The 22,281-nt window shown below is 61.1% G+C and carries 20 protein-coding genes; 12 read left to right on the top strand and 8 right to left on the bottom strand.

Annotation, left to right across the window (positions count from 1 at the left end):
* On the top strand, nt 1-1,083 hold the full coding sequence (locus tag BLU35_RS13620; RefSeq protein WP_093233413.1) for an ABC transporter ATP-binding protein: 1,083 nt from the start codon (nt 1-3) through the stop codon (nt 1,081-1,083).
* Nucleotides 1,084-1,093: 10 nt separating this feature from the next.
* On the opposite strand, the gene BLU35_RS13625 is transcribed toward BLU35_RS13620, so the two are convergent.
* Nucleotides 1,094-2,242, bottom strand: a complete 1,149-nt coding sequence (locus BLU35_RS13625) for a hypothetical protein (RefSeq protein WP_093233414.1) — start codon at nt 2,240-2,242, stop codon at nt 1,094-1,096.
* Nucleotides 2,243-2,808: 566 nt separating this feature from the next.
* Here BLU35_RS13625 and BLU35_RS13630 point away from each other — a divergent pair.
* From BLU35_RS13630 to BLU35_RS13650, 5 genes are all read left to right on the top strand, one after another.
* A complete protein-coding gene (locus BLU35_RS13630) occupies nt 2,809-3,102 on the top strand; it encodes a hypothetical protein (RefSeq protein WP_093233415.1) in 294 nt (97 codons plus the stop codon).
* A gap of 242 nt (nt 3,103-3,344) precedes the next feature.
* A complete protein-coding gene (locus BLU35_RS13635) occupies nt 3,345-3,749 on the top strand; it encodes a hypothetical protein (RefSeq protein WP_502688153.1) in 405 nt (134 codons plus the stop codon).
* A gap of 110 nt (nt 3,750-3,859) precedes the next feature.
* Nucleotides 3,860-4,534: a response regulator transcription factor gene (locus tag BLU35_RS13640; RefSeq protein WP_057251246.1), complete on the top strand. Its 675-nt coding sequence runs from the start codon at nt 3,860-3,862 to the stop codon at nt 4,532-4,534.
* Entirely contained in the window at nt 4,531-5,988 is a 1,458-nt protein-coding gene (locus BLU35_RS13645; RefSeq protein WP_093233417.1) for a sensor histidine kinase, read from the top strand. The genes BLU35_RS13640 and BLU35_RS13645 overlap by 4 nt, the downstream gene beginning before the upstream one ends.
* A gap of 141 nt (nt 5,989-6,129) precedes the next feature.
* Nucleotides 6,130-7,383 (top strand): adenylate/guanylate cyclase domain-containing protein, encoded by a 1,254-nt coding sequence (locus BLU35_RS13650; RefSeq protein ID WP_058327615.1) that lies wholly within the window; start codon nt 6,130-6,132, stop codon nt 7,381-7,383.
* Nucleotides 7,384-7,438: 55 nt separating this feature from the next.
* Here the strand turns inward: BLU35_RS13650 and hutC are convergent, their stop codons facing one another.
* Nucleotides 7,439-8,209, bottom strand: a complete 771-nt coding sequence (gene hutC, locus BLU35_RS13655) for a histidine utilization transcriptional repressor HutC (protein ID WP_176907249.1) — start codon at nt 8,207-8,209, stop codon at nt 7,439-7,441.
* 647 nt (nt 8,210-8,856) lie between these two features.
* Between hutC and repA the strand changes: the two genes are divergently transcribed.
* The 5 genes from repA (at nt 8,857) to BLU35_RS13675 (ending at nt 15,168) form a co-directional block, all read left to right on the top strand.
* On the top strand, nt 8,857-10,053 hold the full coding sequence (gene repA / locus BLU35_RS13660; protein WP_373419892.1) for a plasmid partitioning protein RepA: 1,197 nt from the start codon (nt 8,857-8,859) through the stop codon (nt 10,051-10,053).
* A gap of 3 nt (nt 10,054-10,056) precedes the next feature.
* On the top strand, nt 10,057-11,070 hold the full coding sequence (repB, locus tag BLU35_RS13665) for a plasmid partitioning protein RepB (protein WP_093233418.1): 1,014 nt from the start codon (nt 10,057-10,059) through the stop codon (nt 11,068-11,070).
* A gap of 156 nt (nt 11,071-11,226) precedes the next feature.
* A complete protein-coding gene (repC, locus tag BLU35_RS13670) occupies nt 11,227-12,516 on the top strand; it encodes a plasmid replication protein RepC (protein WP_093233419.1) in 1,290 nt (429 codons plus the stop codon).
* 991 nt (nt 12,517-13,507) lie between these two features.
* A complete protein-coding gene (locus BLU35_RS35620; protein WP_158539432.1) occupies nt 13,508-13,684 on the top strand; it encodes a hypothetical protein in 177 nt (58 codons plus the stop codon).
* A 320-nt stretch (nt 13,685-14,004) separates the two neighbouring features.
* The gene (locus tag BLU35_RS13675) at nt 14,005-15,168 is read left to right on the top strand and encodes an RHE_PE00001 family protein (RefSeq protein ID WP_093233420.1); all 1,164 of its coding nucleotides are present in this window, start codon (nt 14,005-14,007) and stop codon (nt 15,166-15,168) included.
* A gap of 138 nt (nt 15,169-15,306) precedes the next feature.
* On the opposite strand, the gene BLU35_RS13680 is transcribed toward BLU35_RS13675, so the two are convergent.
* From BLU35_RS13680 to BLU35_RS13705, 6 genes are all read right to left on the bottom strand, one after another.
* Complete coding sequence (locus tag BLU35_RS13680) at nt 15,307-15,522, bottom strand: hypothetical protein (protein WP_093233421.1); 216 nt, start codon at nt 15,520-15,522, stop codon at nt 15,307-15,309.
* A 52-nt stretch (nt 15,523-15,574) separates the two neighbouring features.
* A complete protein-coding gene (locus tag BLU35_RS13685; RefSeq protein ID WP_176907243.1) occupies nt 15,575-16,270 on the bottom strand; it encodes a Crp/Fnr family transcriptional regulator in 696 nt (231 codons plus the stop codon).
* Nucleotides 16,271-16,361: 91 nt separating this feature from the next.
* Complete coding sequence (locus BLU35_RS13690; protein WP_093233423.1) at nt 16,362-16,757, bottom strand: hypothetical protein; 396 nt, start codon at nt 16,755-16,757, stop codon at nt 16,362-16,364.
* 189 nt (nt 16,758-16,946) lie between these two features.
* Nucleotides 16,947-18,452 carry a tripartite tricarboxylate transporter permease gene (locus BLU35_RS13695; protein WP_093233424.1) on the bottom strand — a complete coding sequence of 502 codons (1,506 nt, stop codon included), beginning with the start codon at nt 18,450-18,452 and terminating at the stop codon, nt 16,947-16,949.
* Nucleotides 18,453-18,462: 10 nt separating this feature from the next.
* Entirely contained in the window at nt 18,463-18,924 is a 462-nt protein-coding gene (locus tag BLU35_RS13700) for a tripartite tricarboxylate transporter TctB family protein (protein WP_058322686.1), read from the bottom strand.
* Nucleotides 18,925-19,152: 228 nt separating this feature from the next.
* Nucleotides 19,153-20,130, bottom strand: coding sequence for a tripartite tricarboxylate transporter substrate-binding protein (locus BLU35_RS13705; protein ID WP_058322685.1), 978 nt, complete (start codon nt 20,128-20,130; stop codon nt 19,153-19,155).
* 333 nt (nt 20,131-20,463) lie between these two features.
* On the opposite strand from BLU35_RS13705, the gene BLU35_RS13710 reads away from it, so the two are divergent.
* Nucleotides 20,464-22,266 carry a TPR end-of-group domain-containing protein gene (locus BLU35_RS13710; RefSeq protein WP_093233425.1) on the top strand — a complete coding sequence of 601 codons (1,803 nt, stop codon included), beginning with the start codon at nt 20,464-20,466 and terminating at the stop codon, nt 22,264-22,266.
* Nucleotides 22,267-22,281 lie beyond the last annotated feature (15 nt).

A 22,281-nucleotide genomic window follows, 5' to 3' on the forward strand; every position in this document is an offset into this window, starting at 1 on the left:
ATGGCGAACATCGTCTGCTCCAACGTCGACAAGCAATATGGCGCCGTCGACGTCATCAGGGATTTCAACCTCGATGTGGCCGATCACGAGTTCATCGTGTTTCTCGGTCCTTCGGGCTGCGGCAAGTCCACACTTCTGCGCATGATCGCCGGTCTTGAAGACATATCCGGCGGCACCGTGTCGATCGGCGGGCGGACGGTCAACGACCTGCCGCCACGCGACCGCGGCGTCGCCATGGTTTTCCAGAACTACGCGCTCTACCCGCACATGACGATCTACGACAACATCGCCTTCGGACTGAAGCGAATGAAGGTGCCGAAGGCGGAGATCGACACGCGCATCCGTGCTGTGGCTGCGACGCTGGGGCTCGATCCCTATCTTGCGCGCAAGCCGACCGAATTGTCGGGCGGCCAGCAGCAACGTGTCGCCATCGCCCGCGCCATGATCAAAACGCCGCGCGTCTTCCTCTTCGACGAACCGCTTTCCAATCTCGACGCCAAGCTTCGCAACCACATGCGCGTTGAGATCGCACGGCTGCACCAGAAGCTGAAGACCACGACGATCTACGTAACCCACGACCAGCTGGAGGCGATGACGCTTGCCGACCGGATCGTCCTGATGAAGGGCGGCGCGATCGAGCAGGTCGGCACACCCGCCGAAATCTACGAGCGCCCGCGCACCCTCTTCGTCGCCGGCTTCATCGGCACGCCGAACATGAACTTCATCGACGTCGCCACCGAGAAGACCGAAGGCGGATGGCTGCTGCGCAGTGCCGGCGGTAACTTCTCGATCTCGGATGGAAAGTTCGCCCTGCGCCATGGCCAACCGCTGGTGCTCGGCATACGGCCGGCGGATCTGAAAATCGCCGAGGCCAGCCCCAATCGCATGTCAGGCATTGCCGATCTCGTCGAGTTTCACGGCAATGACGCGTTGGTGACGTTCCTCTTTGCCGGCAAGGAAATCGGCGCGCTGGTCAAGGCCAGCGCCTGCCCGAAACCGGGCGACGCCGTCACCTTCGCAGTCGAGCCCGATGGTCTCCACCTCTTCGATCGGGAAAGCGGGATCTCCCTGCTGAAATCCTGAGACGCCTTCGTCAGTTCGGGTTTGCAAATGATGCGGCCGGGAGTGGTCCGGCCGTCATCAGCGTAAAATCGAAGGGCGCGCGGACGTCGGCGTCGAGCACATATTGGCGGTGAACGCGAAGGAAGTCGCGCTTGATCCTGCGATAGCGTTCCGGTGAAAGCATGTGCTTTAGCCGTATGAAGACGATCGGCGGCTGAGGCGCATCATGGTGTCCGGCGAGTGCCACGACCTGGCACCGGTAGAAATTGATCGCATCGGTCAGGCATTGGACGTCGAACCAGAAGATGTCCTTCACACGGGCGATCGCCCCGACGCGCGCCCGCAAGACCTCGGCGGAGCGCAGCAGCGCACATTGCAGGATCGCGCCGCCGAGTGTGACGAAGATGATGCGTTTTCCCTCCAACAGGCTCGGCTCTCTTTCCACCAAAGTGCCGATAACCTGAGTGGCGATACTGGACCCCATGCTGTGGGAGGTGATGACATATTCGTCGGCCGGCTCGTTGAGCGCTGCCCGCACGGATGCCAAGTTCTCCTCAAGCCATTGTTTAAAATATGGTTTTTCCAGGCTGGCGACTGCGACGGCCAATTCCCAATCGGAAAAGAGATGCAGGGTGTGCCATTTCTCCGACCAGGGGAGAAACAGCTTGAAGAAGGCGACGTAGGCGACGATCGCGCTCAGGACCAGAAGCGAAGACTCCAGCGCAAGCCAATAGGGCGCGGTGCCGATCAGCAGGCTCAGGCCAATGCCGATCGCGACGAGCAGGAACGGAAAAATGAAGAACAGGCCGAAGCGCCAGGCATGTCGGAAGTAGGAAAATGCGCCGCCTTCCCAGACGACGCGCGCGGCACTCGAATATCCCGCAACCATTCTGCGCAGCGTCGACCGGCCGTTCAGGCTTTTGACGATTTCGTCGTGATCGAAAACATAGACGCGGCTCGACGTTTGCCAGTCGGCACCTTGACTGTCGACATCGAAGTAGCGGCTTTGCCCTTCGGTCTGTACCGGTCCCACCTCGACCTCGAAGTCCTGAAGCTTGGCGGTCTTCACCGCTGATCGCTTGTAGCGCGCCTGGTGCCTGATGGCGTCCAAGGGCTCAAAGCCCGGAAAGTGCAGCACGATACGTTTCGTGACGTGCCCGGAGGGTTTGTCGTATGACAAGTGGATGATCTCTCGAAAGGCGCAAAACGCCCGCCCCTGCCTCCCCATAAAGGAGGCGGAAGCGGGCGCTCGGTGAGCGCCGGGTGGTCCCAGCCTGCGGGAAGAGGTCGACAATCTCGGTGTCGAGAATATGGCCGAATGAAACGATACAACAGTGTTGGCAAGATTTTTTTGACGCAGCCGATCCGAAACGCGACCTTCCGGCGGTACTGCGGAGGCGCTGCCTGAAAACGCCACTATGCTCCAGCCTTTATGGGTTCTTTATGCCCCGCGCCTGACTTCCCAAGCGATTTCCTATCTTGGTTCGAGCTAACAGGAGGCGGCGCAAATGCCGCAGCGAACCCCGATGGCTCCGCCTTCTTAGCGCCGCTTTTCGATGGCTTGAGACGCGCCGTGCCGCCGGGAACATCGCCGGCATGCGGTACGTGTTATCTTTGCAATATGCGGCCTGGCTGCAGCGGTGGGTAGACGCCCATCGCGCCCCGCGTGGCAACGACGAGAGAAATGCATAGACGCCTCGGCACCGGTCCTCCCCGGTTCCAGAACGTCTCACGACGAGCAAGACAATGAAATTCACGAACGGGTTCAAGACCAGCCGCCGATTGCCGACGGAATACTTCATTCTGGCGGATATCGCATTTGAGGGCGCCGTGATCGGCTCCCTTGCCGGCAGGCCCATACGGGAAGCGGTAAGGGATGACAGCGGCCTTTGCTATCGCTTCGTCGGCGTGGCTCCGCGGCTGGCGGGTGGCGGCTTTGACGTGTTGTCGCTTCGCTCCGGCGAGTGGATCGTGGAGCCCGGCCTCGTTTACGCAGCCGATACGGCCACATCAAAGAAAGAAGCGAATCTGGCCGCCTGAGCTGCACCGCCTCGCGGTCAGGAAGCCACCCAGTGCTTCACGGCTCTTTTCCGGCAGGCGTCAAACATCTCCGCGATCTGACGCTGGCTTGTCTGCGGGCCACACGCCGCCCTCCCGCAATGTCCCTGTAATCTTGCCCCTTTAGCAGCGGGTTGTCGCCGCCTCGACCCGAAATAACAATCGGGCATGCGGCAGGTCAAAGCACGACCGCAGGCTTTGTGCGTCCGGGTGGACGCCTGGCGATGCGGGACAAACCGGGATCCGTCATGTTCTTCAGCAAAGGGCGCCGCGCCCTCGCATGTTTTGCCGCTACCGCGCTGCTCCCCGCCGGCTGCGCTTCCGACACCATGAAAACCTATATCGGCCAGCCGGTCGAATCCATCATCATCGACTACGGTCCGCCGACGAACATTCTTGATCTCAGTTGGAACGAACGGGCCTATCAATGGCGCAAGATCTCGACGAATGTCGTCTCCGGCACATCGAGTGGTGAAATCAAGGACACGCGCCGAGGAATGCGCTACGAGGAATACTCGACGCCGGGCTACGTCGAAGAGCAGGAATGCTTCTATACCTTCTACGCGCGCATGCAGCAGGGCCGCTGGTACATCACCAATTTCCGCCAGCCGAAGCTGGAATGCGAGTGATGGCTTCAACCTCACTGGCGAGGCGGATGGAATTCGTTGTAGGTATTTGAATTTGTGTATGTTTTCATTGAGTAACCTGCTCAAGAAGACCTGCAATCGGGAGAACTGGCATGCGCATCCTGCTGCTGGAAGACGAGCCGGAGATGGCTTCGGCCCTGAAGGCGGCGCTGGAGCGGCGTCAGGTGATCGTCGATCACGTTGCGACGCTGGCCGATGCCGAAGCCGTCGCCGAGCTCTGGCCCTATGACGTCGTCGTGCTCGATCGCCGTGTGCCGGATGGCGAGGGCCTGGACCTCATTCCGAAGCTGCGCGGCCTCGGTGTCGGCGCGCCCGTATTGATGCTGACGGCTTTGGGGTCGATCAACGACCGCGTCGCCGGGCTCGATGCCGGTGCCGACGACTATCTGTCCAAGCCGTTTGCCGTCGAAGAACTGATGGCCCGGCTGCGGGCACTCGCCCGCCGCCCCGTCTCATTGAAAGCCGAACAGACCAAGGTCGGACGCCTGATCTACGACTTCCATCACCGCGAAGCGGCCGTGGACGACAAGCCGCTCGATCTCCTGCGCAGAGAACGTCTTGCGCTCGAAGCCTTGATGCGTCGACCGGGCCGAACCGTGCTCAGGGCGACATTGGAGGAATCGGTCTACGCCATGGAAGACGAGATCGAGTCCAATGCGCTCGACTCGCATCTGTCGCGCCTGCGCCGGAAGCTCGATGATGTCGGAGCCGGCGTCGAGATCCGGGCCATCCGCAACCTCGGCTATCTCCTGCGCGCAACGACATGACGAAAGCTCGGCCCCGCTCGCTGCAATGGGTGCTCGTGCGCCGCCTCATTCTGCTACAGGCGGCAACGCTGTTTGTCTTTATCGGCCTGCTTTTCGTGGCATTGTTCATCGTCCAGCCGCGCCTCCTCGTCGACAATGAAGCGGCGGTGGATGTTCTCGACCGCGCCGTCGGGCGCGATGCGAGCGGCGCGTTGATGGTCCGTGAGACCGAAGAGCTGCGCGAGCTACGCCAGGCCCACCCCAATCTCTGGTTCATCGTCCGCGACGACGCCGGTCAGGTTCTCCGACAGGGAAACGTTCCTCCTCCCTATGGCGAAAGCGGTGGCGCCCTGCTCCGACGTGTGGAAGGTGCGAAGCTGCTCTTCGATGATGGCGGAACGCTGCCGGACGCGGTCCTCCACAACGCCGACACAGACGCCGGCCGCGTTCAAATCATCACCTCGACCGTTGCTTCGCGGCGCGACGATGGCCCGCTGGACGTGCAGATCAGCGTCAATGTCGACATGGCACGCGACCTCGACGGCACGACGACCTGGACCGAGGTCGTACCGATGATCGCGCTGCTCATCCTCTGCTTGCTGCTGCCGATCGTTCTGGTCATGGGCGTGACCACATTGGTGACGGCACCGGCCGTCGTTCGGCGTTCCTTGGCGAGCCTCATATCGACCGCTGACCAGGCCGGCCGCATCGATATCGACAATCGCGCGGTTCAGCTCGAAACCGAACAGGTACCGACCGAGATCGCCCCCTTGGTGCGAGCCTTCAACAAGGCGCTGGCGCGGCTCGGCGAGGGATATGATCAGCGCAACCGTTTCCTCACCGACGCGGCGCACGAATTGCGCACCCCGATCGCGATCCTCAGAACCCGTGCCGAACTTCTGCAGGAAGCCCCGGAAAGTGCCCGCCTGAGGCTGGATATCGAGCGTCTGTCCCACCTCGCCCAACAGCTTCTCGACCGGCAGGTGCTCGAGCATGCCGGTGGCGCACTCGAAGTGGTCGATCTTGTTGCCCTTGCGAGAAACACCGCCGCCGACTTTACGCCGTTGGCGTTCGAAGCAGGCTACGAACTGGCGTTCGAAACCGAGGTGCCGGAGGCCCGTGTCAGCGCTCGGCCACGCCAGATCGAGCAGGCTGTCGCCAATCTCTTGCGCAACGCCATCGAACATGGCGGCGGCACCGGCACGATCACCGTGCAGGTCAATGCCGCGGGCGGGTTGGAAATCCAGGACGAGGGCCCCGGAATTCCTGTCGAGGAACGCGAGCGTGTATTCGAGCCTTTCTATCGCTTGCGTCCACGTTCCACCGGCGCCGGTTTGGGGCTCAATCTGGCACGGGAGATCGCCCGTCTGCATGGTGGCCGTGTCGACATCCTTGCCGGCCCGTGGCAGGGGGCCCGCGTCCGCTTGCACTTGCCGCTTCTCGACGGGAGCCGCTTGGCGCATCAATCGGCGTGAACGGATTTAACACCGCCTTTTCTCAAAAGCTTTCGGCTTCCCCCTTATCAAGGCGCCGCCGATGCTCCACATTTGCAGCGATACATCGCGAACGTTCGCCGGAGGAACGGCTGAGCGTTCGACCAGCATGGAGAATTGCAAATGCAGATGTCTTCGCAGGCCCCCTCCCCTTCGATCGAAGGAGAAAGCTGGCCGGCCCGGCGCCGGAGCGTGCTCGACTGGCTGATCATCGAAACCCGCAACGAGCGGTTCATCGACAATATCCTCGTGGAAATGTGCGAACGGCTACAGGCGGTCGGCGTCCCGGTTGCACGCGCAACGTTGCATTTTCGGATCAACCATCCGCAGTGGCTGGGTGCTCGCATTCTGTGGCGCAAGGGCTTGGCCGAGGCCGAAATCGATCTCTATGACTATGGGACCCAAAACACCGCACTCTACCTCAATAGCCCGCTCTATGTGATCAACAACGGCGGCACCGAGGTTCGCACGAACCTGGAAGCCCTGACGGAAGAGCAGTCTCAAAACTCGCTTTATGCCGACTTGAAGGCCGAGGGCCTGACCGAGTACATTGCGTGGCCGCTCGAACACACGCTGGGCAAACGCCATGTCGTGACCTTCACCACCGACCGAGAGGGCGGCTTCGAGGACGAGCACGTCGGCCTTCTCTCGGATCTTCTACCCGCCTTGGCCCTCGTCAGCGAAATCCGGCTGAAAAACCGGTTCGTGCGCACGTTGCTCGAAACCTATGTCGGCCCGCATGCCAGTGAACAGATCCTCGCCGGCGCCACGACGCGCGGCAGTGGCGTTACCGTTGGTGCCGCCATTTTGATCTGCGACCTGCGCGACTTCACGAAACTCTCCGACCTGTGGCCGCGCGACGACGTGATCGATCTGCTCAACGGCTATTTCGACGCCATGTCGGAGCCGATCGAGCGATACGGCGGCGAGATCCTCAAGTTCATGGGTGATGGGCTACTGGCGATCTTCCCGCTCAGCAATGCGAATGCTGCCGAAAACCTGCTGCAGGCGATCCGTGAGGCGGAAGCGGCGATCGCTCTCCTCAACAAGGACAACCTCGAAAAAGGCCGTGAGCCCCTTGGCTACGGGATCGGCGTCCATGTAGGCGACGTGATGTACGGCAATATCGGCTCGCGCCGTCGGCTGGACTTTACGGTGATCGGTCCCGCGGTCAACATCGCCTCGCGGTTGGAGAGCCTGACCAAGGAAACGAAGCGGCCGGTGCTTCTGTCGCGGGCCTTCGTCGAACTGGCCGGTTGCGCATCCAGCATGGAGCATCTCGGCTCCTATCCCGTCAGGGGCATTGGCGAGCCGATCGAGGTCTTCGCCTTTTCCGGTAACGGCCCGGCCCCTGTCTTGCGCGTGGTTGGAGAATAGCCAGTTGTCCGCGGACAACTGGCATGTTGCCAGCCGGTTGCGGAGAGTTAGCCGGCTATCCGATCGGACTCGGCGCGAACTGAGCGACGAGTTCGTGGCGATCGCCGGGATAGGTCAGCCGCACATGCGTGACCGGCGCACGACCGCTCCAGGTGCGGCGTTCGATGACCAGGCAGGCGGTGCCGGTCGAAATATCGAGCGCCTGCGCCGCCAGTTTGTTCGCCGCAACCGCGCGAATACGGTGTTCGGCCGTACTCCACGGCACCTTGCCTAGCAGCCACGAACCGGGTGCCGCGGTCTCAAACAATTCCGCCTCCGCCTCGGGCACCGCCGCTAGGCTGATGAGGCGTTCTTCGAAGCAAAAGGGACGCCCACCGGCAAAATGCCGGCACGTGACATCCAGCAGTCTGGCCGATGTCGGAAGATCCAGGCGTTCGACGTCCCGGCTCTCCACCTTGCGAACCTTTCGCTCGTCCAATTGAAAACTATAGTCGAGCCCCAGAGATTGGACTTCGAGTTTGACGTCATGGATTTCCATGACGGCCGACTGCACCTGCGGAAAGGTGACGTAGCTGCCCGACTTGCGGCGCCGCTCGATCAATCCGCGCTTGACCAATTCGGTCAGCGCCTTGTTCACGGTCATTCGCGAGCAGTCATACTGTTCAGTCAGCTCGTGCTCGAATGGAATGCGGTGACCCGGCGGCCACTCCCCAGAGAGGATGCGTCCTTCCACATCCCCGAGGATACGCTGATGCAACGACAAGGGCTGTCCTTGGCTATCGTCGGGCTGATCGTTCGAAACGGTTCGGTCTTGCTTGGTGTCCATGACACCGAACTTAATCATTTCCCGGCGGTGAAACAGCCCTTCTCTCGCTGTTTCGCGCTTTTCCACCATGGCGGCGGAGGCCGCGATACACCTGTGTTGACTGTTGACAGGTGTCAACAGCTGCAGCGGCAAACACCTCGCCGCCTGATGATCAATAAAGGAGATGCCAGGGCGTCAGGAACGCACGCGCCCATTCCTGATTGCGGTCAGACTCATCGCAGTCCGCCTTTTCAACCGGAGCTGTCCCTACCTCCACGCGTGGCTGCCGTGTCGCCTTCGGCGGCGGCGGCGCCAGATAGCCGAGGGTCATTCCACCAAGATAGAACATAGCGAACCTTCGCGTCACGTCTCTGATAAACACAATCGTGACACAATCCGCTCGCCTGTCAATAGTCTATAAATTCTATACTCTTTTAGAATTTCTCGTCTCGGCCGGGAAATGGCCCGCCGAGCCGTGGCAACCTTCACCACGAAGTCGCAGTTGTCCGCGGACAACCGGCAGCGATCCCGGGTTCATTCGCCGCCAAATCAGCGCCCTGGGTATAGATCGCTATGCATTTGTAAAACCGAACCGAATCGGAGCATAGTGCATCTGCGCATATTGTTCCGATATGACGATTTTTGCGCAGTTTTCGGGGAACCCAATGTTGCAACAGAAAATTCAAGGTCACGACGAACAGGAGCATCTGCCGACGCTTCTGGCTGCCGATGCTTTGGAACTGGCGCATCAGCTGCAGCAGCATCAAAAGAAGATCTTCCCTCCGCAAGCCCAAAAGGCAATGCGCCTCTTCAGCCCTGCCGAAGCCGCCGCCTTTATCGGAATCGGCGAAGGCTATCTGAGACAGGTTGCCTCAGAGGGCCACGGCCCGGCGCCCTTGTCAAACGGTCGGCGCATGTACGCCATTGAGGACATCGAGCGCATCCGCCGCGTTCTCGATGAAGGCGGAAAATCCGGGAAATACGTCCCGCATCGCCGGGGCGACGAGAAGCTTCAAGTCATATCGGTCATGAATTTCAAGGGCGGGTCGGCGAAGACGACGACATCTGCCCACCTTGCCCAATATCTGGCCCTCCGCGGCTATCGGACGCTCGCGATCGACCTTGATCCACAGGCTTCGCTCTCCGCCCTCTTCGGCCACCAGCCGGAATTGGACGTTGGTGAGGGCGAAACGCTTTACGGGGCGATCCGCTACGACGAGCCGCGTCCGATCGCGGACATCGTCCGGTCGACCTATACGGCCAACCTTCACCTCATTCCCGGCAATCTCGAGCTCATGGAGTTCGAGCATGAGACGCCGAAGGCAATGATGGTAGGTGGCGCCGCCGAAACCCTCTTCTTCGCGCGCATCGGCGACGTATTGGCGGAAATCGAAAGTTTCTACGATATCGTCGTCATCGACTGCCCGCCGCAACTCGGCTTCCTGACCATGTCGGCGCTCTGTGCCGCGACGTCCGTTCTCATCACCGTGCATCCGCAGATGCTCGACGTCATGTCGATGTCGCAGTTCCTGTCGATGACGAGTGAGCTGATGAGTGTCGTCGAGAAGGCCGGAGGTCGCACAAGTTACGACTGGATGCGCTATCTCGGCACGCGTTTCGAGCCGAATGACGGTCCGCAGAGCCAGATGACCGGCTTTATGCGCGCCATTTTCGGCAACCGCATGCTGCAGAACGCGATGGTGAAGTCGACGGCTATCTCCGATGCCGGCGTGACGAAGCAGACACTTTACGAAGTCGAACGCTCGCAATTCGTCCGCGGCACATACGACCGCGCCATGGATTCGCTGAACCAGGTCAATGGCGAGATCGAAGAACTGATCCGTCAGGTTTGGGGGAGGAAGTAATCCATGGCCCGTAAGAATCTGATTGGAATTACGGACGATACGGCCAGAAACGACGCTGAAACGGCTCTGGAACGCCTGGCAACAGCCCGGCCGATCGCCGGCCTGAGTGTCGGGACGCGGCCAGTAAGCGCCGTCGGCGGCATTACTCGGTCCCTGTCGAATATCACCCAGAAAGTTGAGCGCGCTCAGGAATTGGAGCGCCAGCTTGCCGAAGGACTGACGATCGTCGATCTCGACCCTGCGCTCATCGACGCCTCTTTCGTCGTCGATCGTCTCGAGATCGGAGCAGATGCACAATCCGCTCTCGCAGAACAGATTCGCGAGCACGGACAACAGGTTCCGATCCTCGTGCGTCCGCATCCGGATGCCGAAGGGCGCTACCAGGTTGCCTACGGTCATCGTCGATTGGCAGCTGCACGCGAGCTTGGCAGCAAGGTCCGCGCGGTTGTCCGCGATCTCAGCGACGAACAGTTGGTCGTCTCTCAGGGGCAGGAGAACAACACTCGCACGGATCTGTCCTTCATCGAGCGATCACTCTTCGCCAAGCGCCTTGAGGATCGTGGCTTCTCCCGCGAGATCATCATGTCCTCGCTTGGCGTCGACAAGGCGGCACTTTCGAAGATGATTTCCGTCGTTCGTCGGCTACCGACCGCCCTGATCGAGGCGATTGGGCCGGCACCGACGATCGGTCGGCGTCGTTGGTTCGAGCTCGCCGAGCTGCTCGATCAAGACGGAAGGGGCGAAGCTGCAGACGTCTTTGTCAAAGACAAACAATTTCAGGCGGTCGGGAGCGATCAGCGTTTTGATGCGCTTTGCTCCGTCCTGAGCGCCTCCAAGGCGCGCGCCAGAGCCATCTCGTGGGTGGCGCCAGACGATACAACCCCGGTCCGGATCCGTGAAACGGATGGCGAAACGACGCTGTCCTTCAGCAGGAAGAAGGCCCCGGGCTTTGCAGATTTCGTGAGGCAGAGGCTCAAATCTCTGTACCTCGAATACCAAGAGGAAACAGGAGACTAAACAGAGCAAAAGAAAAAGGCTCCCGAACGACTAGCGCTGCGGAAACCCTTCTCTCGTGTAGCAACTAGAGAATCCCATTTCCGCGAATCGGTGTCAAGAGTTTTCAACGTCGTTTCGGCGAACGAATTTCTTTTGCCTTGAAAAAGGTGAAGACAAATGGATTGTGGGATTGTCACGACGCCCTTTGGGCGGCGGGCGATGTCGCTTGGGATGTTGGCACACCAACTTTCCAGCGCTTCGGCCGTCGACGAAGGCAAGGTCGACAAATGGAAATTGTTTCGAACGATCTGCGCCGCCAAGTCGAGCCTTGGCGTTTCCGATCGCTCTCTTGCCGTCTTGAACGCATTGCTGTCGTTCTACCCGAAGACGGAACTCGAGGCAGCCGACGGTCTCGTCGTGTTTCCCTCCAACGCTCAGCTTTCTCTGAGAACGCACGGTATGGCCGAGACGACGCTCCGGCGGCATCTCGCCACCCTGGTCGAGGCTGGCCTCATTCTCCGCCGCGACAGCCCCAACGGTAAGCGTTATGCACGCCGTGACCGCAAGGGAGCGATCGGCCAGGCATTCGGCTTCGACCTTGCACCGTTGCTTTCTCGCTCGGCCGAGTTCGAAGCTGAGGCTGCTCGTCTGGAAGCCGACCGGCGTTATCTTCAGATGATGCGCGAACGCATGAGCCTCTGCCGCCGTGACGTTGCAAAGCTGGTCGATCTGTTGCGCCCATCTGATATCGCCTACGCTGAAGAGGCCGAAGCGCGCTGCCAGGCCGTCTCTATGTCCCTCCCGCGCAAGCCCTCCATCGTCGAAATCGAGCGCCTCCTCCCTGTTCTTGCCCTGCTGCAAGACGAGCTGACTAATCGTCTGGAAAATCTACTGAAAACACAAAATACGGCTGCCAATGAACGCCAAAATGAGCGGCACATACAGAATTCAGAATCCGATTATCTTTCTGAATCTGAACCGGCTGATGAAAGACTTGGGGTGGAATTTTCGCGCAAAGCTTCGACGGAAGTGCTGCCGGTCGGCCAAAATGCGAGTGGTCTATCTGCAAATATCGAAGCTTCGCTGCCGCCGGAACGTCGTTCGCATCCCCCGGTAACCCCTCCCCTCAACCGTGCTGCGCCGCTGCCACTCGTATTGAAGGCCTGCCCGCAAATCCGCGACTACGGCCCATCCGGTCGTATCGACAACTGGCGCGATCTCCTGACAGCCGCCACAGTCGTCAAAAACATGCTTGGGATCAGCCCTGACGCCTACAACGATGCCTGCGCCACTCTCGGGCCGGAAACGACCGCCACCGTGCTTGCGTGCCTTCTGGAGCGGGCTGAGCACATTCATTCCGCCGGCGCCTATCTGCGTGACCTGACGCGCCGCGCGAAGAGCCAATCCTTCGCTGTCTCGGCGATGCTGTCGGCACGGCTACGCGCCCAGGCTTCGGTCGTTGGATGAATGGAGGACAGCCAATTGAAGGCAGCTGAGTGCGATGTTCTGATGTAGCCGTTACTTCTCTCGCCGATCGAAGCGAGCTTGTATAAGGCAACCAAATGCGGGAAACTGGGCGTGCAGGGATTCGTTGATATCTTTGGGATATTGTAGTGCTCAGGATTCAATTTGAGTCTCCCGCCATCTCCTCGATAACATTGTTGTTTTTGTCCCTTTTGGAAAGAAAAGGGGCGTTTGCTTCCGTCGCCCGGACGGCTTTGGGAATGGCCGGATGATCCGCTAGCGCGGGTTTTACCGATGGCTCTCTACGATTGGAAACAGCTGCCTGCGAAGACGCCTCCACTGGTTAGGTTTCGAACGTTAGTGGGGCTCGAAGGGCGCCGGGACCTTGAGCTTCGTCGTGCGCGCGACTCATGTTGACAGCTGTCAACGGAGCGGGCTGGACGTGAGGGCAAAGAGCAATTCGAGGCGGACGGGAACGAGGACTGCCAGAAATTCAGCCAGCAATCTCCGTGGATAAAAGAGCGATGTAGCCGCCTGCTCTCAAGATGGAGTGCTGAGTTCAGCCCTTGGTCCCGCACTCCACTTCCGGCAACAATGTTGGGGCACGAATCAGCCGAGGGACTTGGCCAAGGTCTCATATCGTGGTTATCAACGGGCCGGCCGGCGTTGGCAAGACGACGGTAAGTCGGGTTCTGGCGCGGAGCCATCCCGGTGCGATCAACATCGCGGGCGACGCTTTGCGCCACTTCGCCCCGGAAGATGTTCGAAATTCCCTGGGACCCGGTTCGACATACATGGCTTGCGCTGCACTCGCCGCTGCCTATCTGGCCATTGGTGCCACCAGGATCTGCTTCGATTATGTATTTGACGACGCCGAGAGTTTGATCTGTTTTGCAGCGGGCTCCCTCATGAAACGCCGGTCTCTGTCTTCACGCTTTGGGCGCCAATCGATCGTGTCATTGATCGGGAAGCGAACCGTGTCGGGCGCGAACGGATGGGGCATGCTGTCGTGCGCTGGTACGAGGCGATCGAGCAGAGCCTGCATAAGCTCGGGCGGGTGGTTTCAAACACAGAAACGCCGGAGCGGGCAGCGCAGACGATCATGGAAGCGATAGCCAACCCGGCAAACCTCTGGCCCCGCCCTGCCCCGGAGAACTGGATGATCGTTTGATCATTCCCGAGAGAACCATTTGAAGTGTTCCGCGGATTTCTCCAGATGGAGTTTCCGGCTCATCGCTTCGTAGCGCGTTGACAGCTGTCAACAGTCGATGCGCTTAGCCCAATGCAAGCCGACGGTAATTGCCACCAGAGTTCGAGGCCTTGTCGTGCAAGCTCCAATCGGCGAACGATTGAGCAAGTCCATCGCGGAGGCTACGCTATACCGGCGCAACGCCGGTGCGCTCTTTCAAATTGCCTTGCGATACCGCGCATCTGTGACGGAAATGAATATCGTGTTACGTTCCATTTCGACACTGGCACTCTTAGTTTGAAATGCGATACCAGATCCCCGATCCCTATCATCCGACACTGCTTCCACTGCTGATTTCGGCAGAAGATGGTTTGGCGCGACTGGACGAGCGAACAAACCGCCATGCGGTCGAAGACGGCTTCCGCGAGCGTGGCCACTTCTTCGACGCTGCGGCTGCCCTATGGGTTGCCGGTGAACTCGTCCATGTCGAGGATCTCGTGTTGCATGATGCCCATATGGACGCGCGTGCCCCGACGCATGAATTGACGATTGCCCATTCGGTTATACGCGCGCGGCGGCGCATCTGGCTGGCCGAACCCGCATGGGCGCTTTCGCCTCAGGGTCTCGCCGCCCTTCGAGGCGAACAGCTTGCACCGGTGAATGCCGGCGGTACGCCTGCGGACACAGGGCTGGAGCTGCAATCGAGTGCCACTGGCAATGACCGTCATCTTGAGGCGGACGACGAGGAGGACGGCAATCCGATGGCTGCCGAGTTCGCGGCCATCGATGCGGCGATCGCTCGGTCACAGCAGCTGCTGGAAGCGCACGACAAGGATACACTCGAAGTCGCTGAGCGCGCGGCACGTGTGACCGCACAGGAGCCCATGGGACAGCTGGGCCTGCTCTTTGACGAGGAATGGGACGAAGACGCACGTATCGACGAATGGCGCCAGGTGGTCGCGACAGTGGATCAGTTGCCGGCCAGCCTTGGCGCCGCGCTGCTCTTCGATGCCTGGGAGCGGATCGAGCCGCTGCGCCGCCAACACTGGATGGGTTCACTGCTCGTTGGCGCCTATCTGAGATCACGCGGCAAGGTTACCTCGCATCTCCTCTCCTTCAACGCCGGACAAAAGCTCGTCCGTCACGAACGACGGCGCTCGCAAGATCCAGTGACACGATGGAGCGCTTTCTTGGAAGCGATGACGGTGACCGCGGATCTGGGTCTCAAGGAACTCGACCGCCTTTCGCTGGCCAAGACCCAGATGGAGATGCGCATCCGCGATCGGCGCTCCAACAGCAGCCTGCCGGCGCTGATCGAGTTGGTGCTGTCGCGACCGATCGTTTCAGCCACGCTCGTCGCGCAGCATGTCGGCGTGACGCCGCGTGGTGCGTTGAACCTCGTGCGGGAACTTGGCATCCGCGAAATGACCGGCCGCGGACGCTACCGCGGCTGGGGTGTGCTTTAGCCCATGCGCTGGGCGCCCAAGGGAGGACCTAGAGCGCGTCGCGATCGTTCAGATTAGCTCCTTGCGCTTTAAGCTTTTGGTATTTCGCATGTCGTTATCGCAAAACCGCTGTGCACTTCAGCGCGGTAGGCTTTAGCATTAGCCCATTGTGATCAGGATCAGGAGCACGAAAACGACTGGTACAAGAACCAACGCCGGAATGATGATCGCCGGGTAGCCGAAGGCGACGATCGCGAGCAGCCAGATTAATGCGCAGTTGATCACAAACAGGACTTTTGCCGTCTGCGATCCCTGCATGGCTTCCCTCAGCATCCAGCCGAACACCGGCACGTTGTAGACAAGTCTGGCAATCATTGTTCTTCCTTTTCTGGGGCAGTCCGGGTGGGGATGGACTGTTCGGAGATCTTCAGTTCTGGGGATGGGCGCTGCGGGCCGGCCGCTGGCGGGTGAGGCCCGCTGCGGCTTCGAGGCGTTCGGGATCGAGCACGCGCATGGTCTTCGGATGGCTGAAATCGATCAGGCCTTCGCGCTTGAAGCGATTGAGACAGCGGCTGACGGTCTCGACGGTAAGGCCGAGCCAGTCGGCAAGATCTGCCCGGGTGAGACGCAGGTGGAAGCTCAGTCGGGCAGGGACGCCGCTGCGATTGAACAGACGCGACAGCTCGACCAAGGCACTTGCCACCTTCTCGCTCGCGGTCTTGCGACCAAGCAGGGTGGCATGCGTCTGCAGCCGATGCAGCGTCGTCTTCAACTCGCTGGCAACAGCCGGATTGGTTGCGTGAAGTTCGGCATCGCCCAGGGATTCGATACGCGCGATGCTCAAGGTTTCCGCCGTGGCGGTGTTGCGTCCATCGATTGTGAAACCGAAAAGCCGGCCGGGACCGAGCACATCGGTGATTTGCCTGCGGCCGTCGTCAAGCAGTTGAGAGAGGACGATACAACCGTCGAGCACGCGAAAGAGCGAGCGGTTGCGGCCACCTTCAAAAAGCAGTGTGAAGTTTTCACCGACCACACGGCTGCGGGCGGGAAGACGCGGCGGTCTGCCCAAGGACGCAAGGGGAGGGGCCGCGGAGGGCGCGACTGTGGATTGGGTTTCGGGCATGGGATATGTCCGCATTGCGGATAACAAGGAGGCACGACGCCTCGCTGCCATCCGACATCGAAGGAGGGCGTTGACAGCTGTCAACGCGGTTTCAAAGCCAGATGATGTTTTGGGGCGGTCCGCGCGGACTGGAGTTCGGCGAATGAACCTGTGTTGGCGGCTGTACGGCGGTCACCGCAGCCGTGGGCGCAAGGCTACCTTGCAGGCGCTCGCCGACGGTGTCATCCGGTGGCGTTAGCAGCGCCCAGAAGAACCGGCAGGCACTGCAGACATGTTTCTGCGCCGGCTTTTCCTTCCCGTCGGCGTCAATGCGGGTTTGACAGAAATCCGGCAGTGATCCGTCGGGAAGCGCGTAGAGCGCGTAATCGGCTGGCGAGATTGGGGCGGCGAAGGCAAGGCCGAGATGGGCGAAACCCAGCAGGAAAAGAGCCACGGCGCACAGGGTGCGCAGGGTCTTGTCCCATCTTGATTTCGTGCGGCGTGTCATTGCTCGGCTTCGTCCTCGTCTCTTTCTTCGATGAGTGAGAGATAGGCGAGCGGCTTGACAAAGCTCAATGTGGCAAACCGCGCAGGGGCAGAATGCCGCAGTCAAGGGAACGCCGCGCGTCCGGTTGGAGGCGCGGCGTCTTAAGATATTGATTTATATAACTATTGTCGAGAAAATGGCTGGCAGTGATCAATCCTCCTCGACAAAGACCTGCTGCCGCTTGGCCTTCACGCTCGGCAGGAATACGACGATGAGCACCAATGCGGCGATCAGAAGCAGGATCGCGCTGATCGGTCGGGTGACGAAGGTCGTCGCATCGCCGCGCGACAGGATCATGGCGCGGCGAAGGTTCTCCTCAAGCAGCGGCCCGAGCACGAAGCCGAGCAGCAGCGGCGCCGGTTCGCAGCGCAGCTTCAACAGCAGGTAACCGACGAGGCCGAAGAAGGCGACGGCATAGAGGTCATAGACGTTCGCGTTGACGCTGTAGACGCCGATCGAGCAGAACGCCATGATGATCGGGAACAGCACGTAATAGGGGATCTTGAGCAGTTTCACCCAGAGCCCGATCAACGGCAGGTTGAGAACCACCAGCATCAGGTTGCCGATCCACATCGAGGCGATAATGCCCCAGAAGAGCGCGGGTTGCTCGGACGCCACGTTCGGACCGGGCACGATCCCCTGGATGATCATCGCTCCGATCATCAGTGCCATGACCGGGTTGGCCGGAATGCCAAGGGTGAGCAGCGGGATGAACGAGGTCTGCGCACCGGCATTGTTGGCGCTTTCCGGACCGGCGACGCCGGCGATGGCGCCATGGCCGAACTCTTCAGGACGGTCCGAGACGCGCTTTTCCACCGTATAGGAGGCGAAAGCAGCAAGGATCGCGCCGCCGCCGGGCAGAATGCCGAGCGCCGAGCCGATGATGGTGCCGCGCACGACCGGTCCGAACATGCGCTTGAAGTCATCCCGCGTCGGCATCAGGTCGGTGACCTTGGCCATCAGCACTTCGCGTGTGCGTTCGCTTTCGAGGTTGCGCAGGATTTCGGCGATGCCGAAGACACCGACGGCGAGCGCGACGAAGTTCAGCCCGTCAGCATACTCCCGGATGCCAAGCGTGAAACGCGGCGTGCCGGAATAGATGTCGGTGCCGACCAACCCAAGCAGCAGGCCCAGCGCCACCATGGCCAAAGCCTTGGTGATCGATCCATGGGCGAGCGCGATCGATGAGACGAGGCCGACGATCATCAGCGAGAAATATTCGGCCGCGCCGAATTTCAGAGCGATCTCGGTCAACGGCGGCGCGAAGACTGCGACGAGGAACGTCGAAACGGTGCCGGCGAAGAATGAGCCGAGCGCTGCAATGGCGAGTGCCGCACCAGCACGGCCTTTGCGGGCCATCTGGTGGCCGTCGATCGCGGTAACCGCCGAGGAGGATTCGCCTGGCATGTTGATCAGGATGGCGGTGGTAGAGCCGCCATATTGGGCGCCGTAGTAGATGCCGGCGAGCATGATCAGCGACGAGACCGGTTCGAGCTGGAAGGTGATCGGCAGCAGCATGGCGATGGTCGCCGTGGCGCCAATGCCCGGAAGCACGCCGATCAAGGTGCCGAGCAAAACGCCGATCAGGCAGAAGAGCAGATTGGCAGGGGAGGCCGCGGTTGCGAAACCGAGCGCAAGATTGCTGAAGAGTTCCATCGCGCGTCTCCTAAAACTGGACCCAGGGGCCGAAGCGCTGGAAGGGCAGGCCGAGGCCATAGCTGAACACCGCGACCGAGAAGGCGGTCAGCGCCAGTGAAAGCGCCAGCGCCATGAGCGGTTTCATCCGGCCCGATGCGAAGCAGGCGATCAGCGCGGTGAAGAACAGCGCCGGCACGAAGCCGAGGCCACGGACTGTCAGGCCGAAGAAGATGGGTGCCGGCAGGATGAAGGCCATGCCGCGCAGCGCGATCGGGCCGATGGGCTCGCCTTGGACGCGGGTGGACTGCACGAGGATCACGATGCCGAGCAGCGTCAGGATGATCGCGAGCACCAGCGGGAAGTAGCCGGGGCCCATGCGAAAGGCGGTGCCAAGCTCGAGATTGAAGGCCTGCCAGGTGAAGAACAGCCCGACCGCTGTCAATATCCCGCCGCAGAGCGCATTGGTGGTGTCGAAGGAGAGTGATTTCATCGTGTCCCCATATGTTCTGAGCGGGGCAGCCGGCCGAGGCTTTCCTGACCGCCTCCCGCATTGGCATTGCCGGCGTCACGCCGGGTTCGCGCATTGGGCGACGCACGTTGACAGCTGTCAACAGCGGTTGACGGCATTTGACCCCTCTCCGGGCACCGTCGCAGCTTCCCCAATGCCAGAGGCGCCGCGCTCCGGGGTGAACCGGGACGCGGCGCGACGAGCCATGGATCAGTCGGCGTACTGGCCGGCTGCTTCGATCACCGGCTTCCAGCGGGCGATTTCGCTCTCAAGCTTTGCCTTCAGCGCGGCCGGGGTCGCATCGGCGTCGGAGGAGGGTTCGGTGCCGAGTTCGCCGAAGCGGGCGACGACGTTCGGATCCTTGAGCGCGACCTGCAGCGATTTCGACAGGCGTTCGGTCACTTCGGCGGGCGTGCCCTTCGGGGCGTAGATACCGTGCCAGATGCCGACCTGAAGGTTCGGTAGGCCGCCTTCGGCGGTCGTCGGCAGATCGGGGAAGACCTTGAGGCGTTCCGGTGAGGTGACCGCATAGGCCTTGATCGTGCCGCCCTGGATCTGCTTCGTGGTGTTGGTGGTCTGGTCGCACATGATGTCGACCTGGCCGCCGAGAAGATCGGTCATGGCCGGGCCGGTGCCCTTATAAGGCACGGTCGTCAGCGGTGTCTCGATGGCGCTCATGAACATCATGCCGCAGAGATGCGAGGCGGCGCCGATACCGGCATTGGCGACGGTGACGGTGTCCTTGTTCGCCTTGACGTACTCGACGAGACCCTTGAGGTCGGCCGGCTCCAGATCCTTGCGGGCGACGATGGTCATCGGCACTTCGGTAACGAGGCCGACATATTCGAAGGAGTTCAGCGTATCATAGGCAAGCTTGCGGTAGAGCGTGGCGCTGGTCGCCATGCCGATATGATGCAGAAGCACGGTGTAGCCATCCGGATCGGCCTGGGCGACGCGGCCGGCGCCAAGCGTCCCGCCGGCGCCGCCGACGTTCTCGACGATGATCTGCTGACCGAGATCCTTGGACATGGATTCAGCCACAAGACGCGCGACGGTATCCGTAGGGCCACCGGCCGAGAACGGCACGACCATGGTGATCGAGCGTTCGGGATAGGTTTGCGCATTGGCGGAAACGGCGAAAAGCGACAGGGCGGCAACAGCGCCGAGCAGGGCATTCAGGGTCTTCATCTCTTCCTCCCGGATGAAATATCGGCCAGCCGGCAAGGTTTCCTCCCGCGCCGGTCCTGGGTGCCCCCATTTGCAAACGCAATCGTAGAGCAGACAACGGGTTAGCGGGGTGACGGCGCGTATTTGTCGGGCGCGGGCGCTGATTTGGGTGGATTTGGAAACATGCGGCCAATCGTGTGGGTGGATTTCCACCCATCAAGGGCGGCGTGGTACCGCGCCCTTGAGTTCAGGGGCGATCAGGTGTCTTCGCTTGTTTCTTATGCCTGGGTGTGTTGGACTGACCTCGGGGAGGCTAAAGCTTCACAGTGAGCGCTCGCCCATGGGAATGGTTGGATGCGCAAACTGGCCGCTGTTCTCTGTATCGATATCGCCGGCTATAGCAAGCTGATGGGACGCGACGAGGCCGGTACGCTTGCCCGCGTCAAGGCGGCCTTTGCGGCATTCGATCCGACGCTGGTGCGGCACCATGGCCGGATCGTCAAGCTGATGGGTGACGGCGCCCTGATCGAGTTTGCGAGTGCGGTCGATGCGACCCTATGCGCAATGGCGCTTCAGAGCGTGGCCGCGGCAACCGACCCTTCACTCCGCTTTCGCATGGGGCTCAACCTGGGTGATGTGATCGCCGAAGATGGTGATCTCTATGGGGAAGGGGTCAACATCGCCGCACGGCTGCAAGCTCTCGCCGAGCCCGGTGGGATCATCCTCTCCGAAGCTGTCCGCGAGCACGTCGCCAGAAAGCTGAGCCTTGCCCTGGAAGACCTCGGGCCGATGTCGCTCAAGAACATCGAGCGCGCCGTCCGCGCCTTCGCCATCCACCCTGGCGGGCCGCCAGAGACCGGTGGCAAGCGCGAACGGATCGGCATCTGTGTCCTGCCCTTCACCAATATGAGCGGCGATCCGGAGCAGGACTATTTCAGTGCCGGCGTTACCGAAGACATCATCATCGACCTCAGCAAGCTTTCGCCGCTCTCGGTCATTTCGCGGGCGACCTCCTTCGGCATGAAGGCGCAGAGTGCGCGGATCGTCGCACACCAGCTGAACGTCGCCTACATCCTCGAAGGCAGCGTGCGTAAGGCCGGTGACCGAATGCGACTGGCTGCGCAGCTGATCGATGGCGCAAACGAGGCGACCGTCTGGGCCGAGCGCTTCGACCGAGAGATCAAGGACGTGTTGCGGCTGCAGTCAGACCTGGCAAGTGCCGTCGTCGAGGCGCTCCGGCTTCAGCTCCTACCTGCGGAGCGCCAGGCATTGGAGCGCAAAGCGCCGACCGATCCGGAAGCCTACAAGCTGTTTCTCCTGGCGCGCGAATACAACATCACCGGTTCCGAGCGACATCTGCCGCTGATCATCCGGCTCTGCCGTCGCGTGACCGAGCTGGAGCCCGGCAATGCACGGGCTTGGGCCCTTCTTGGCGAAACGCTCAACCGGCTGCGGCGCAGCGTCGGAGGTGGGGAAACAGGCGAGCTGGAAATCGACCGCGCCCTCGAACTCGATTCCGGTCTCGCCAGCGCCCATGCCGCAAAGGCGCTGCTATTTCTATATCGAGGACAGTTCGAGGAGGCGGAGGGGCAATGTGCTATTGCCCTGCAGCTCGAGCCCGACGACTACGCCACCAATCTCGCCGCCGGTCGAACCTTCATCATGCGGCGTCGCTATGACGACGCCATACGCCACTTTGAGCGGGCCGCGGCGCTGGCCCCCGCGGACTACAACGCCGCCGCCATGGCTATTCAATGTTACCAGGGCAAGGGCGACGCGCAGGCGGCACTTGAGGCCTGTCGCCGTGCCTTGGCCCGGATCGAGCGCATCGTCGCTGCTGAGCCGGATCACAGCGGTGCGATCGGGCATGGCGCCGGCATCCTCGCCCTCCTTGGCGATCGCGAGAGGGCCAACGAATGGGCATCGCGCGCCAGTCTGCTTGAGCCCGACAATATCCAGCTGCAGGCAAATCTGGTTTGTGCCTGGGCGATCAGTGGTGACGCCGAAGCGGCCCTGGACGCGCTTGAGCGTATCACGCCGAAGATGAGCCCCGAATTGTTGGTATGGATGGAAAACGACAACGACCTGGACAGCCTGCGTTCACTGCCGCGTTTTGCGGAGATAATGCGTGTGGCAAGGGCCCGTTTTGGAAACTGAGGTCTGTCGTCTGCC

The sequence above is a fragment of the Sinorhizobium sp. NFACC03 genome (genome assembly GCF_900103435.1).
Lineage (GTDB): Bacteria > Pseudomonadota > Alphaproteobacteria > Rhizobiales > Rhizobiaceae > Ensifer.

Coding starts and splice junctions, on each gene's coding strand:
- BLU35_RS13620 (WP_093233413.1), top strand. CDS start 1: ATGGCGAACATCGTCTGCTCCAACGTCGACAAGCAATATGGCGCCGTC.
- BLU35_RS13630 (WP_093233415.1), top strand. CDS start 2,809: ATGAAATTCACGAACGGGTTCAAGACCAGCCGCCGATTGCCGACGGAA.
- BLU35_RS13635 (WP_502688153.1), top strand. CDS start 3,345: ATGCGGGACAAACCGGGATCCGTCATGTTCTTCAGCAAAGGGCGCCGC.
- BLU35_RS13640 (WP_057251246.1), top strand. CDS start 3,860: ATGCGCATCCTGCTGCTGGAAGACGAGCCGGAGATGGCTTCGGCCCTG.
- BLU35_RS13645 (WP_093233417.1), top strand. CDS start 4,531: ATGACGAAAGCTCGGCCCCGCTCGCTGCAATGGGTGCTCGTGCGCCGC.
- BLU35_RS13650 (WP_058327615.1), top strand. CDS start 6,130: ATGCAGATGTCTTCGCAGGCCCCCTCCCCTTCGATCGAAGGAGAAAGC.
- hutC (WP_176907249.1), bottom strand. CDS start 8,209: ATGGACACCAAGCAAGACCGAACCGTTTCGAACGATCAGCCCGACGAT.
- repB (WP_093233418.1), top strand. CDS start 10,057: ATGGCCCGTAAGAATCTGATTGGAATTACGGACGATACGGCCAGAAAC.
- repC (WP_093233419.1), top strand. CDS start 11,227: ATGGATTGTGGGATTGTCACGACGCCCTTTGGGCGGCGGGCGATGTCG.
- BLU35_RS35620 (WP_158539432.1), top strand. CDS start 13,508: ATGGGGCATGCTGTCGTGCGCTGGTACGAGGCGATCGAGCAGAGCCTG.
- BLU35_RS13675 (WP_093233420.1), top strand. CDS start 14,005: ATGCGATACCAGATCCCCGATCCCTATCATCCGACACTGCTTCCACTG.
- BLU35_RS13680 (WP_093233421.1), bottom strand. CDS start 15,522: ATGATTGCCAGACTTGTCTACAACGTGCCGGTGTTCGGCTGGATGCTG.
- BLU35_RS13685 (WP_176907243.1), bottom strand. CDS start 16,270: ATGCCCGAAACCCAATCCACAGTCGCGCCCTCCGCGGCCCCTCCCCTT.
- BLU35_RS13690 (WP_093233423.1), bottom strand. CDS start 16,757: ATGACACGCCGCACGAAATCAAGATGGGACAAGACCCTGCGCACCCTG.
- BLU35_RS13695 (WP_093233424.1), bottom strand. CDS start 18,452: ATGGAACTCTTCAGCAATCTTGCGCTCGGTTTCGCAACCGCGGCCTCC.
- BLU35_RS13700 (WP_058322686.1), bottom strand. CDS start 18,924: ATGAAATCACTCTCCTTCGACACCACCAATGCGCTCTGCGGCGGGATA.
- BLU35_RS13705 (WP_058322685.1), bottom strand. CDS start 20,130: ATGAAGACCCTGAATGCCCTGCTCGGCGCTGTTGCCGCCCTGTCGCTT.
- BLU35_RS13710 (WP_093233425.1), top strand. CDS start 20,464: ATGCGCAAACTGGCCGCTGTTCTCTGTATCGATATCGCCGGCTATAGC.